Genomic DNA, 12879 nt, shown 5'->3' with positions numbered 1-12879 from the left:
GGTTCTTAGAGTTCAACCTCGAGGTAGCCATCCACAAGGCGGGTGGCGAACGTTGCGAGCTTGAGGGCCGGGTCGGTGAAGCACTCACCGGTTTCGAGGTCATAGACCTCTTTGTGCAGCGGCGACGCAATGGTCGGCCGGCTGCCGCGGGACCCAATAATGCCGCGGGCCATGACGTTGGCCAGGGTGGCCGGGTCCTGCTGTGCGACGGCGAAGACTTCGCCGGGTGCGATGCGGAACAACGCTACCTGGCGGCCCTGGATGAGTGCCGCTTCGCCCCAGGCCACTTCGAGTTCGTCCACCGGGCACACACGGTGCCATTCGCCAACGGCGGTAGTAGTCAGTTCGTCGGCACGGTCCAGAATTACGGTCATTTCAGCCCCTCTCACTGTGTCCGGGCGCTGGCATTTTCCACCTTCACTCCCCCGGACCGGGCCACGCTTGCGGCCACTCTTCAAAGCTAGGACGCGGGTGTTTCATCGGGGGTGCGCATTTGTGTCGGGTGCGTAAAAGAGACCTCACACCTGGCGAAATGCGTTCGTGATGCAGAAGTTAAGATCACGAAACAAAGGGGAAACTGAAGCGAAACTGCCCGTCCCTAGGCTGGAGGCACAAGTTGCGGAGATCCGTCTGCAACATCTGCGAAAGGCCCACCAGTGACCGGACACACTTCAAGTACAGAGAACCCGCGCCGCATCGTTGTCGTCGGAGGCGGCCCTGCGGCCCACCGTTTCGCCGACGCAATGTACAACCGCGGTCTTGAAGGCTGGCAGGTTACGGTGCTGACCGAAGAGGCGCACCTCCCCTACGACCGCGTTGCCTTGAGCAAGGCGCTGACGGAAACCGACGTAGACCTCACCCTGGGCGACGCTGCCATGTGGGAGCACGAGGCCCTGACGCTGAAGACCGGCGAACGCGCAGTCAAGATTGACTCCGTTGCCAAGAGTGTCCTCACGGCCGCAGGCAACAAGTACGAATACGACCACCTGGTGGTTGCCTCGGGTTCGGATGCAGCCCGGCTCCCCATCCCTGGTTCCGAGCACACTCACGTTTACCGGACGCTCGAGGACGTTTGGGCCATCAACAAAGCCATTGCAGAGCTTCGTGGGAAGCTGGGCCGCAAGGTTAACGCGGTCACCATAGGTGGTGGCTTGCTGGGCCTTGAGTCCGCTGCAGGCACTGAGCAGCTGGGCGCCACACCGATCGTCATCAACGGTGCGCCGTGGCTCATGAATACGCAGCTGGATGAGGGCGCCGGCCAGGCACTTGGCCGCCTGATCGAAGCGAAGGGCTTCGAGGTCCACGGCGGTGTCTTCCCGTCCGAAGTACTGACGGACGACGACGGCCAGGTCACCGGAGTCCTGATGGCAGACGGCCGCACTATCGATGCGGACCTCGTGATCGTGGCTATCGGTGTGAAGCCGCGCGATGACCTCTTCCGCGCAGCTGAGGGCGAAGAACAGCTGTTCAGCCTGGGCCAGCGCGGCGGCGTGGTGATCAACGATTTCTGTGCCACCGAGGTGGACGGTATCTGGGCCATTGGTGAAGTGGCCAACTTCGAGGGCATGTGCCTGGGCCTCGTTGCCCCGGCGAACACCATGGCCGAGATCGTGGCGGACCGCCTGCACGGCGGCGAGGCCACGTTCCCGGGATTCGATACGGCCACCAAGCTGAAGTTGTCCGGCGTGGATGTTGCGAGCTTCGGTGATGCCTTTGCCCGCACCGAGCACTCCCTCGAAATTGTTTACGCAGACCCCGCCCGTGGCGTTTACCAGAAGATCGTCACCACTGACGATGCAAAGACCCTCCTGGGCGGCATCTTCGTCGGTGACGCTTCCCCTTACATGAGCCTGCGTCCGCTGCTGGGACGCGAATTGCCCGCCGAACCCGGCGCCTTCCTGAGCGCTGCCGGTGGCGGCGAGGCTCCGGAAACCGAGCTGCCGGACGATGCGATCCTGTGCTCCTGCAACAACGTGTCCGCCGGAACCATTCGGGACACCGTCAACGGTTGCGGCGCCTGCGAAGGCAACGCTCCGGTCCAGGAACTCGGCGAACTCAAGGGCTGCACGCGTGCCGGCACCCAGTGTGGTTCCTGCGTCCCCATGCTGAAGAAGCTCCTCGAAGGCGAACTGAAGAAGTCCGGCATCGAGGTTTCCAAGGCCCTGTGCGAGCACATCAGCCTGTCCCGCCAGGAGTTGTTCGACGCCATCCGCGTCCTGGAACTGACCTCCTTCGAGGAGATCATGGCCAAGTACGGCACGGGTGCAGGTTGCGATATCTGCAAACCGACCATCGCCTCCATCCTGGCCAGCCAGCACTCTGCCTACGTCCTGGATGCCGGCCGTGGTTCCCTGCAGGACACCAACGACCGCGCCTTGGCGAACATGCAAAAGGACGGCACCTACTCGGTGGTTCCGCGCATTGCCGGTGGTGAAATCACTCCCAAGGGTCTCGGTGTCATCGCAGCGGTCGCCGAAAAGTACAACCTGTACACCAAGATCACCGGTGGCCAGCGCATCGATATGTTCGGCGCCCGCCTGGAGCAGCTGCCGGACATCTGGAAGGAACTGGTCGATGCCGGCTTCGAGTCCGGCCAGGCCTACGGCAAGAGCTTGCGCACGGTGAAGTCCTGCGTTGGGTCCACCTGGTGCCGCTTCGGCGTCCAGGATTCCGTAGCCATGGCCATCGCCCTGGAACTGCGCTACCGGGGCCTCCGCAGCCCGCACAAGCTGAAGATGGGCGTTTCCGGTTGCGCCCGAGAGTGTGCGGAGGCCCGCGGCAAGGACGTGGGCGTCATTGCCACGGCTGATGGCTGGAACCTGTACGTGGGCGGCAACGGTGGTGCCACCCCGGCACACGCCCAGTTGCTTGCCAAGGACCTGGACGACGAAACACTGCTGAAGTACATCGACCGCTACCTCATGTACTACATCCGCACCGCCGACCGCCTGCAGCGCACCGCGCGTTGGCAGGAAGAGCTCGACGGCGGCATCAAGCACGTCGAGGAAGTAGTGGTACACGACTCCCTGGGCATCGCCGAAGAGCTTGAAGCTGCCATGGCCAAGCACATCGACACCTACGAGGACGAGTGGGCTGAGACGTTGAAGGACCCGGAGCGCCTCCGTCGTTTCCGTTCCTTCGTCAACGCCCCCAACCAGAAGGACGAGTCCATCTCCTTCGTTCCGGAGCGCGGCCAGATCCGTCCCGCGACGAACGAGGAAAAGGGCGGCGTGCTCATCGCCTCCACTATCCCGGTCCGCCGCGAAACCGTCGGCGCAGAACCCGTCGGCGCAGAACCTGTCGGCGCAGAGAACTAGGGGAAGCCATGCAGCTCACCATTGACCTCACAGGCCGCGACGTCCTTGTCACGGGATCCGAAAAAGCCGCCCGCCAAGCCGTTCGCCGCTACGAGGCTGCCGGGGCCAACGTGTTCCGCCTCACCACCCCTGTCGGCGCACCCGGCGACGGACCGCTACCCGAGCGTCCGTTCCTGGTGGCAGTGGTGGATGACGGCGACACAGGTTGGGAGCCGTTGGTGGAAAGCTGCGGCGGCGCCGGGATTCCGGTTGCCTTCGAGCCGGCACCAGGCACCGAGGGTCAGGTGACCCTGGTGGGCGGTGGTCCGGGCGCCCTGGATCTCCTCACGGTTGGTGCGGTGGACGCCCTGCGCGATGCCGACGTCGTGTTTTACGATCGTCTGGCCCCGTACCAGGAGCTGGCTGACCTGACGTCCGGCGAGTTGGTGGACGTTGGAAAGCAGCCTGGGCACCACAAAGTGACGCAGCGTGACATCGAAAAACTCATGGTGGAAGCTGCACTGCTTGGCAAGAACGTGGTCCGGCTCAAGGGCGGCGACCCGTACGTGTTCGGCCGCGGCGGCGAAGAAGTGGCCGCCTGTGTTGCCGCTGGCGTTCCCGTCCGCGTGATCTCCGGCGTCACGAGCGCTATCTCCGTTCCGGCTGCAGCTGGGATTCCGGTAACGCACCGCGAGGTCAGCCACATGTTCACCGTGGTTTCCGGACATGCCCCACTGACAGAAAACGAACACACCCACCTGGCAGGACTCGGCGGCACGATCGTGGTCCTCATGGGCATCGGAACCCTCCCGCAGCTTGCCGCCGGCCTGCGCCGGGCCGGCATGGAGGCCGACATGCCGATGGCCGTGGTGGAGCGCGGCTACCGCCCGGGCCAACGCACCACCATCGCCGATCTAGGTACGATCGAAACGGCAGCCACCGGTTGCAGCAACCCGGCCGTGCTGGTCATAGGCGAGGTGGTCCGGGTGGCTGAAGCCAACCGTAATCATGCCGAAGCATCCGCTGAACTGAGCCGACTCGCGGCTTCGCTCCTTGAAGCCTGAAAGTAAATCAATGACTGTTGCACGTGCCCTTGAAATCCAAGACGTCACAACCGCCACGGACGTGTCAGAAGCTACCGAAGCGCCGCTGGACGGCTTCCGCATCGGCGTCACCTCGCACCGGCGTTCCAGGGACCTCATCGAGGCTCTGGAACGGCGCGGCGCGAGCGTGCTCCATGCCCCGGCCTTGAAGATCGCGCCCGTGCAGGAGGACATGGTCCTCATCGAGGACACCCGCACCATCATTGCCGCCAAACCGGATATCTGCATCGCCACCACTGCCTACGGCATGCGCCGCTGGTGCGAGGCAGCGGACTCCTTCGGCATCGGCGAGCAACTCCTGGAAACACTCTCGGCCTGCCGCATGTTCGTTCGGGGACCCAAAGCCCGCGGTGCCGTCCGCGCGGCCGGTCTCGCCGACGTCGGAATCAGCAGTGACGAAACCACAGCGACCCTTGTGGACATGCTCCTCACTGAAGGCGTCCGGGGCAAGACCGTGGCCGTGCAGCTGCACGGCTACACCGATGTTCGCCAACTGGAGCGCCTCCGGATGTCCGGCGCCACAGTCCTGACGGTGACGCCATACCGCTGGGTCAAGCCCGACGGCGAGGACAAACTTCCGCGCCTCATCGAAGCCGTATGCAATGGCAACCTTGACGTCCTGACCTTCACCAGCGCCCCCGCAGTGGACGCAATGTGGAGCACGGCACACGAGATGGGTCTGTACCGCCAGCTTATTGAAGCGCTCAAAGGGCCCGTCACGGTTGCCGCCGTTGGGCCCGTCACGGCACAGCCACTGGTCGACGCCGGGCTGACGCCACTCATTCCCGACCGTTACCGCATGGGCGCACTGATCCGCCTGGTGACGGAGCACCTGTCCCTGAACCATGTGCGCCGGCTGGAAACCAAGAGCGCCACCATCGAACTCCGCGGGCGGTGCTTGCGGATCAACGGCGAAGTGATTGATCTTGCCCCGGCCCCGCTCCTGCTGCTCCGGGCCCTGCTCGGCGCCGGCGGTGCGGTGCTGTCCCGTGAAGCGCTCTCGGATCTCCTGGACCTCCGCGGTTCCGTGCACGCCCTGGACATGACTGTCAGCCGGCTGCGTTCCTCGCTTCCGGACGGCAGGCTCATAGAAACCGTCGTGAAGCGCGGGTACCGGCTCCGCGCTTAGGTTCGTTAGGTTCCTTAGCTACGCGCGGGGTGCGGAAAGTTCAGCCACCTGGGCAGGTTGCAGGGGACGTGTCGCGTGGCCTTGAAGGAGAAAGAACAGTCGGGCTGTTTCTTCTACTTCTTCAACAGCGTCCACTGCTTGTGGCAGAGAAGGCGCAGAAACGATCGGTCCGTGGTTGGCCAGCAGCAGGGCATGGCTCGATTCCGCAGCTTTTTGGGCCGTCCCGCCCAAGCCTTGGTCGCCCGGTGCGAAATATGGCAACCGGACCAGCCGTCCAACCCTCATGGCAAAGTAGGCCGTCAAAGGTGGCAGAACGTCGTCGTCATTCAGCTCTGCCAGGCACGATAGGGCGGTGGCGTAAGTGGAATGCAGATGGACTGCGGCATGGTCCTGCGGTCTTGCCCGGTACATGGCCAGGTGCAGGAAGGCCTCTTTGGAGGGACGGGCCCCGGACAGGTGTTCTCCGGTGCCGGAGACCATTGCCAGATCTTCTGTCCTGAGTTCACCCAGGGAGGCGTTGGTGGGAGTGACCAGCATTCCGCCGTCCACTCTGAGGCTAAGGTTTCCCGATGTTCCCCTGGTCAGCCCTCTTTGATGCAGGGACCTGGCCAGCCGGACGAGCTCCTGGCGACTATCCATCGCAGTCATCCCATCCCCGTCATCGGCCGTGGTCCCATGCGGCCGTGGTCCCATGCGTGAAGGAAGAGCCGCGGGTCTCCGAGGTTTCCGGATTTGAGCAGGATGGACAACTCGGTGTCGGTTTCGGTTTTCAGCCATGGCACACCAGGTGTGACCTCCTTGCCGACTCGGGCTGTGGTGATGCCAAGCCTGCGGACCACAGCCCCGGAGGTTTCTCCGCCGGCGACGATGAGCTGCCGGCAACCTAAGCCGACGAGTCCTTCGGCAATCGCGGAAAGGCTGCCTTCGGTTATTTCGGCGGCCCGGTCCTTGCCAAGATGCGTTTGGGCTTTCAAGACTTCCTCTGGAGAAGCAGAGGAATGGATCAGGATGGGGCCGCCCGGAAGATTTTCCTTGGCGAACATCAGCGCTTCGGCCACTACGTCCCGTCCTTCTGCGATGGCGACAGGATCCACCAGGAAGCAGGGGTACACCTCGCGGAACGCCCGGATTTGGGCATTCGTCATCTCGGAGCAACTGCCGGCGACCACTGCAGCAGGGCCACTTGGACGGGCAGCATGCGCCGGGTCCGGTTGTCCGCGGAACCTGCGGGTGGCGGCCAGCCCTCCCACCAGTCCTGATCCGCCGGTGACGAGCGGGTGATCCAGGAGTGCAGCCCCGAGGACTGCGAGGTGACGGTCGTTGAGTGTGTCCACCACCGCGTACCCGGCGCCTTGGCTGCCCAGGGTATCGAGTTCCGACCTAACCGCGGATACTCCTGCTTCTATTGCGCCATAGCCGATGTGACCCACAGGGTTGCTGCTTTGGGCCTGGAGAAGCCGTGGCACGTTCGAATCGGTCATCGGGGTCAGCGGGTGGTGACGCATGGACGATTCCTGCAGGAGGTCCGTGCCGGCGAACAGCACGCCGTTGTACACGGTGCGTCGCAATGCGGGAGTTCCTGGGGCAACCACTGTGATCATGCCGGCCGGGACGAATTCTTCGCGCAAGGCATCTGCCACTGGGCCGATGTTGCCTTCCGGAGTTGAGTCGAATGTGGAGCAGTACTTGAAGTAGAGCTGCTGCACGCCGCGGGATTTCAGGGCACGTGCCGCGGCCAAAGACTGTTCTACTGCCTCGGCAGCCGGCACACTGCGGGTCTTCAGCGAAATGACGATGCAGTCAACATCGTGCAGCTGCATCGACGCGTCGGGGATACCGAACGTCTGCACCACGCGCATTCCGGCGCTGACAAGGGTGCCGGCCACGTCCGAGGCACCTGTGTAGTCGTCGGCGATGACGCCCAACCAAGTGACATTGGCCTTCGTTGGTGTGTCTGGCATGGTCTGTATCTTTCTCGGTTGACGGCTCTGGTTACGAGTCTTGGGAAGGAAAATGAGTGCTGAGCTGGCTCATTCCAGAATCTGGCGAAGCCAGCACGAGGGGTCCTTCAGGCTGTCCTTGAGTGTGCTCAATGACGCGGGCCATCGACGCCTGGGCGAGAACGATCACATCGCACTCTGCTGCCAGTTCAGTGAAAGCGGCAAGCACCAAGCTGTCATGCATCGAACGGTCACCTGCGCGCAGAGCCTGGAAAGCGCCGTCGACTATTCTGGCCGTGATTTCGGGCTTTTTGTTCCGCCGCTGGGCTGAGTCCCGGACAAGCCGGGTGGTTGGGCCGAGGGTTGCAGACAGGGTCGCGAGCACGCCGATCCTGGCGCCCGATTCGACGGCGAGCCCGGCCATGGGAGTGTCGATGCGCAGGACGGGGATGGAGACAAAGTCCTCTGCGGCGGTTGCGGCTTCGCCGATGGAGGAGCAACTCACCAACAATGCCTGGGCGCCTGATTCCTCGGCGTAGCGGGCATAGTCCACCAAACGGCGCCGAACGTGTTCTGGAGTTGTTCCCCTGGCAATGGTGTCCTGGAGCAAGGACTCATCCACATAGTGCAGGACACGAATGCCAGGGACTACCTCGGAGGCCAAGGCTTCCATGTCCTTAATCAAGCCAGGGACTGTGTGCAGCATTGCAAGGACCGCGGGGTTAGTCATGCAGATCAGCGTATGGCACAAGAAGCTGCTGATTAACGGCGCACCAGACAACGCATTGTTTCCAAGAACGAAAGAAGTGCGGATAGACCCGTCAGCGGGAAGCTAGGACCCCAACCTGGTCGCGAGCCCCTGCCGCAGGTGTTCGATGGCGGCGGTGATCCGGCGTGGTGTTTTGGCAGTGGACGGGTAGAGGGCAAAAATATCGGCGCTGGGTGTCGGGACGTCCGGCAGGACCTGCCGGAGTACTCCCTGACGGATCAGCGGGTTGACGTGCCACGTAGAGCGCATGATCAAGCCAAGGCCCTGGATGCACCAGTCGGTCACTACGTCTCCGTCGTCGCTAATCATGTTGCCTCTGACGTCGACGTATTCTTGCCCCTTCCCGCCAAAGCGCCATAGCGAATAGTCGGCGTTGTTTTCCCGCAGGACGATGCAGTTGTGCCGTTCCAGGTCCCTGATGGTCTGCAGCGGCGGGGCACCTTCCATGTAGCTCGGCGCCGCGCACACAATCCTCCGGTTCGGCGCGAGGAGTTTTCCCTTGAGCCTGGAGTCCGACAATCCGCCGACGCGGACAGCAATGTCGAAATTCGTGCCAGCTATGTTCAGAGGCAGCGGCGAGATCTCCAGGTCTATCTGAATCAGGGGGTGCTGCCGGACGAACTCCCCCAACAGCGGCGCAATGTGCTTGCGTCCGATGCCCAGGCTCGAGTGCACACGGAGTCGTCCCTTGAGCTCACCGTGCTGTACGGACAACGCGTCTTCGAGATCTGTTTTCTGCTGCAGGATAGCCACAGCACCTGTCGCATAGCGTTGCCCCTCTTCGGTGAGGGTCAGGCGGCGGGTGCTGCGCCGTACCAGCGCTACCCCTAGCCGTGACTCGAGCGCTGCAAGCCGTTTGCTGACGGCAGACACCGATTTTCCCCAGTTCCTGGCCGCTTCAGTGAGGCTCTGGGAACGGGCAATCTGTTCAAAAAACTCCAAATCATCGATCGATGTAAGGTCCATCTCCTGCTTCTTTCGTTTTTGGAAACAATGCATTGTCTCACGGCCCCTTAATCACCTTCTTTTTGTGTCGTACGCTCGAGTGACTGGAAGCCACAGCCGAGGTAGCTCCAGCGAAAACGGGACAACGGCGCGCAATAAGGGAAAGCAAGGTAAAGCATGACTGCACTCGAAACAGACGTCGTCGTCGTCGGAGTCGGCTCTGTAGGAAGCATGGCAAGTTGGCAGCTCGCCTCCCGCGGCCAGCGGGTCATCGGAATTGACAGGTTTTCAATCCCGGGGCCCTTCTCCGCCTATGCCGGCGAATCCCGTATCTTCCGCAAGGTTTACGCAGAAGGCGGGCACTACACCCCTCTCCTGCAGAGGTCACAAGACCTCTGGCGTGAACTGGAGAAAGTCACCGGTACCGAGCTACTCAGCACCACCGGCGCTGTCACGATCTACGACGACCACAACCCCCGGCTGGCATCCCTCCTCGCGGCAGGCAAAGACAACGGCCTTGACTACGAGCTCCTCCGGGGCGACGAAGCAAGGGCAAAGTATCCCGAACACGTAATCAGGGACACGGACGTCACGATCCTTGATCCGGAGGGCGGGTACCTGAAGTCGGAGAAGGCCGTTACGGCCGCGCTGGCAGAGGCCGCCCGTCTTGGCGCCCGGTTCCTCGGTAACCGGAAAGCTCAGAGCGTTGAGAAGCATGGTGACCGATACCTTGTCCGGACCGACCAGGAAGAAATCACTGCCTCCCGGGTGATCATCTCCCAAGGCAACGGTGCGGGAGCACTCTGCAAGGAACTCGGCGTCCACCTTTCCGTTCTGCCGCAAATCCTTACCTGGTTTCCCGCTGCGGACCCAGCAACATTCTGCAGGGAAGATATGCCGGTCTTCCTCAGGAGGGCCGAGGAAGATGGGAGGCCGGACAAAGCCCAGTTCTACGGATTCCCCAGTGCTGACGGTTGGACCGTGAAAGTGGTGGCGAGCATATTCCTGGATGAGGTTGAGTCCATGGAGAAGCCTCACACCTGGGACCCCCAGCATTTGAACACCATCCGGGCGTGGGTCCGGGAATTCATTCCTGGACTGGTTCCAGAGCCCCTTCGAGTTGCCGTGTGCGCGGATGGTCACTTACCTGACGCGACCGGGCTGCTAGGGATGGTTCCCGGAATGGAAGGCGTGGTGGCGGCTGCCGGCTTCTCCGGCCACGGCTTCAAGATGGCCTCCGCACTGGGAGCCGTTGCCGCGGACCTCGTGCTGGACGGCACAACGGACACGGATGTCAGTTTCATGAACCCCGCAAGGTTCCTCGGACCGGACGCACGGCTCTCCTCATTGGCTCTGAGTTGAGCTAAGCATCGACAGCCACCTCTACCCCCAAAAAATACAAGATCCTTAAGAACGGACGAATCATGGCAGACACGAACTTCCGGCCGAAGTACATCTCCTACGATGTCTACGGCACCCTTATCAACTTCAACATCTATCCCACCACCCAGCGCTTGCTCGCCGACCGGATCCCCGAAGAACAGTGGCTTGCCTTCAAGAAGGTATTCCGCGCGTACCGGTTCGACGAGGTCAACGGCGACTACAAGCCTTACGTTGAGATCCTTCAGAGTGCCTTCGACCGCGCGTGCAAGCGGTTTGGCATTGGACCGACCCCTGGTGCCGGCGCAGAGCTTGCTGAAGCGGTACGCAGCTCGGTCGCCCACGAGGATGTGCCGGCCGCGCTGAAGCTCCAAGGCGACAACTACAAGCTGGTGGCTCTTTCCAACGCCGACGACAGTTTCCTGGACATCAGCATTCCCAAGCTCGGAGCAGAGTGGCACGCGGTGTTTACCGCTGAGCAGGCCCAGGCCTACAAACCGCGTCTTCAAGCGTTCGAGTACATGCTCGACACCCTGAACGCCAAGCCGGAGGACTTCCTGCACGTCTCCTCGCACCCCCTGTATGACCACATCCCCATGTACAACCTGGGTTTCCGTGACCTTGTCATGCTGGACCGGGGTGCTGAACCCTTCGCCGACGGGTACAACATCGCCACCGTGAAGTCCCTGGACGAGCTCAACAAGAAGCTCGGCCTCTAGACCTTCGCAGAAACCGCCGGAGGGGAAGGACGCGTTGAGCGTCGCTCCCCTCCGGCTTTTTTGGAATCGTGACTAGTTCTTGTGCACCAGGTAGATGGCGCCGGTGGTGACGTCCTCTTCGAGAGCCTCCAGCGTACGCCCACGGGTTTCGGGGACCTGGGTGTAGATAAATACCAAGGCGAGGATGCCTACGACACCAAACAGGAAGAATGTTCCCGTGATCCCCATCCCGGCAACAAGTGTGGGGAAGAAGAGACCCAGCAGGGCGTTTGCGATCCACAGGCAGAAGACGGACAGGCCGATGGCGAAACCGCGGACGTGCAGCGGGAAGATCTCGGACAGCATCACCCACACCGCAATGTTCAGGAACGTCTGCATCGATCCCACGAACGCAACCACCAGAAAAAGGATCACGAAGGGCCTGGCCGCATTGCCCACCGGGAGGACGATCGATGCGATACCGATGAGGAAGTGGCAGACCGTAGTCAACGTGAAACCGAGGAGCAGCGTTGTGCGGCGGTTGACGCGCTGCATCAGCGTCAGGGCAATGACACCACCGACGACGGCGATCACACCGGGCGCGATGTTGGCGATGAGGGCGGCGTTGGAGTCGAATCCGGCCTCAACGAGTACCGATTGGCCGTAGTACATGATCGAGTTGATGCCCGTCAGCTGTTGGGCAACACCCAGCCCAATGCCTACAAGAATGATGCGCAGGATCCACTTGTCCTTCAGTGCACCCCATGAGGTAGCCTTCGATGCCCTTTCTTCGTCAGCCAGGTGCTTCACATCTGCCATTTCTGCCTCCGCGCGCTCGTCCGAACGAATGGTCTTAAGCACCGCCAAGGCCTCCGGGTTCCTGCCCTTTGAGATGAGCCAGCGTGGAGATTCCGGCATCCGCAGCATGCCCAAGAACAGTGCGATCGCGGGAAGGGCGGCAACAGCGAGCATGATGCGCCAGACCCCGCCCACTTCGCCCCAGACATTGCCGATGATGGCGTTGACAACGAACGCTGCCAACTGGCCGATGACAATCATGAGTTCGTTCCGCCCGGCCAGGGAACCACGGATTTCGTAGGGCGCCAGCTCGGCAAGGAAAACGGGCACCACTGTGGAAGCACCGCCAACGGCCAGGCCGAGGATCACGCGCCCGATGACCATGACCTCAAAGCTTGGCGCCGAGACACAGGCCAATGTACCCACGAAAAACAGCACGGCCAGGAGGATGATCGTCTTCCTGCGGCCCCAGCCGTCTGACAGGCGCCCGCCGCCGACTGCTCCGGCAGCGGCCCCAAACAACAGTGAACTGGTGACGATCCCTTCGGTCAGCGGTGTCAGTGCGAGGTCGGCCGTCATTGGCCTCAGTGCGCCGTTGATGACACCAGTGTCGTAGCCGAACAGCAGGCCTCCGAACGTAGCCACCAGGGCAACAAGGCCCAGCCGTTTGCGATGCGGGCCATTAGTTAGCGGAGGAAGGGCAGCATTGCCGGTTCCTTTGCTCTGCGTTTGCGTAGCAGACATCGGGACTCCTTTGTCATTGTGTTGCAGGCCATAGTCGCCCGCCCTGAAGTACAGACTAACGCGCGAAAGGCTTAAAT

At 62.3% G+C, this 12879-nt stretch carries 11 protein-coding genes; 5 read left to right on the top strand and 6 right to left on the bottom strand.

The genetic code is table 11. From position 1 onward, the window contains the following. Window positions 1-5: 5 nt before the first annotated feature. Complete coding sequence (gene nirD / locus KSW38_RS21115; protein WP_216926916.1) at window positions 6-374, bottom strand: nitrite reductase small subunit NirD; 369 nt, start codon at window positions 372-374, stop codon at window positions 6-8. A 282-nt stretch (window positions 375-656) separates the two neighbouring features. Here nirD and nirB point away from each other — a divergent pair, with 282 nt between their 5' ends. From nirB to KSW38_RS21100, 3 genes are read left to right on the top strand one after another with little or no spacing between them, the layout of a single operon-like run. Next, on the top strand, window positions 657-3317 hold the full coding sequence (gene nirB, locus KSW38_RS21110; protein WP_216926915.1) for a nitrite reductase large subunit NirB: 2661 nt from the start codon (window positions 657-659) through the stop codon (window positions 3315-3317). 8 nt (window positions 3318-3325) lie between these two features. Beyond that, on the top strand, window positions 3326-4360 hold the full coding sequence (gene cobA / locus KSW38_RS21105; RefSeq protein WP_216926914.1) for a uroporphyrinogen-III C-methyltransferase: 1035 nt from the start codon (window positions 3326-3328) through the stop codon (window positions 4358-4360). Between the two features lie 10 nt (window positions 4361-4370). Further along, the gene (locus tag KSW38_RS21100) at window positions 4371-5528 is read left to right on the top strand and encodes a uroporphyrinogen-III synthase (RefSeq protein WP_216926913.1); all 1158 of its coding nucleotides are present in this window, start codon (window positions 4371-4373) and stop codon (window positions 5526-5528) included. 18 nt (window positions 5529-5546) lie between these two features. On the opposite strand, the gene otnC is transcribed toward KSW38_RS21100, so the two are convergent. From otnC to KSW38_RS21080, 4 genes are all read right to left on the bottom strand, one after another. Continuing rightward, a complete protein-coding gene (gene otnC / locus KSW38_RS21095; protein ID WP_254186775.1) occupies window positions 5547-6167 on the bottom strand; it encodes a 3-oxo-tetronate 4-phosphate decarboxylase in 621 nt (206 codons plus the stop codon). Between the two features lie 5 nt (window positions 6168-6172). Continuing rightward, window positions 6173-7489: a 3-oxo-tetronate kinase gene (otnK, locus tag KSW38_RS21090; RefSeq protein WP_216926911.1), complete on the bottom strand. Its 1317-nt coding sequence runs from the start codon at window positions 7487-7489 to the stop codon at window positions 6173-6175. Between the two features lie 31 nt (window positions 7490-7520). Beyond that, window positions 7521-8198 (bottom strand): aspartate/glutamate racemase family protein, encoded by a 678-nt coding sequence (locus tag KSW38_RS21085; protein WP_216926910.1) that lies wholly within the window; start codon window positions 8196-8198, stop codon window positions 7521-7523. 102 nt (window positions 8199-8300) lie between these two features. Beyond that, window positions 8301-9203 (bottom strand): LysR family transcriptional regulator, encoded by a 903-nt coding sequence (locus tag KSW38_RS21080; RefSeq protein ID WP_216926909.1) that lies wholly within the window; start codon window positions 9201-9203, stop codon window positions 8301-8303. 156 nt (window positions 9204-9359) lie between these two features. On the opposite strand from KSW38_RS21080, the gene solA reads away from it, so the two are divergent. Both solA and KSW38_RS21070 read left to right on the top strand, forming a co-directional pair. Next, complete coding sequence (solA, locus tag KSW38_RS21075; RefSeq protein ID WP_216926908.1) at window positions 9360-10544, top strand: N-methyl-L-tryptophan oxidase; 1185 nt, start codon at window positions 9360-9362, stop codon at window positions 10542-10544. Between the two features lie 62 nt (window positions 10545-10606). Beyond that, a complete protein-coding gene (locus KSW38_RS21070) occupies window positions 10607-11281 on the top strand; it encodes a haloacid dehalogenase type II (RefSeq protein WP_216926907.1) in 675 nt (224 codons plus the stop codon). A gap of 72 nt (window positions 11282-11353) precedes the next feature. Here KSW38_RS21070 and KSW38_RS21065 read toward each other — a convergent pair whose 3' ends face one another. Then, a complete protein-coding gene (locus KSW38_RS21065; protein ID WP_216926906.1) occupies window positions 11354-12802 on the bottom strand; it encodes a sugar porter family MFS transporter in 1449 nt (482 codons plus the stop codon). Window positions 12803-12879 lie beyond the last annotated feature (77 nt).

The sequence above is a fragment of the Paenarthrobacter aromaticivorans genome (assembly GCF_019038615.1).
In the GTDB taxonomy this organism is placed as follows: domain Bacteria; phylum Actinomycetota; class Actinomycetes; order Actinomycetales; family Micrococcaceae; genus Arthrobacter; species Arthrobacter aromaticivorans.
This window is presented reverse-complemented; position numbering and strand designations above follow the sequence as displayed.